The 248-nt window shown below is 71.8% G+C and carries 1 pseudogene; it reads left to right on the top strand.

The window, feature by feature from the left end:
• Positions 1-248, top strand: a pseudogene (locus HMPREF2924_RS21240) (permease); the annotation flags it as partial.

Genomic DNA, 248 nt, shown 5'->3' with positions numbered 1-248 from the left:
CTGAACCCGCCCGACACTCCGAACACCGATCCCTCCGACCCGAACGATCCCGGCTGCCCGCCCGGCTGGTCGTGGTCGGGAACTACCTGCGTCAAGGCCCCGACCGATCCCACGGATCCAACCGACCCGACCACGCCGGGCGGCGACGGCGGCGGCGATGGCAATGGCGGTGGAAACAACAACGGCGGCGGCAATGACGGCGGCACCGGCAATGGTGACGGCAGCGGGGGAGGGGACGGCAACGGCGG

The organism is Pseudomonas sp. HMSC063H08 (genome assembly GCF_001813645.1).
GTDB classification, from domain to species: domain Bacteria; phylum Pseudomonadota; class Gammaproteobacteria; order Pseudomonadales; family Pseudomonadaceae; genus Pseudomonas; species Pseudomonas aeruginosa.
Note: the sequence above shows the minus strand (reverse complement) of the source record. Positions and strands in the feature narration are given on the sequence as shown.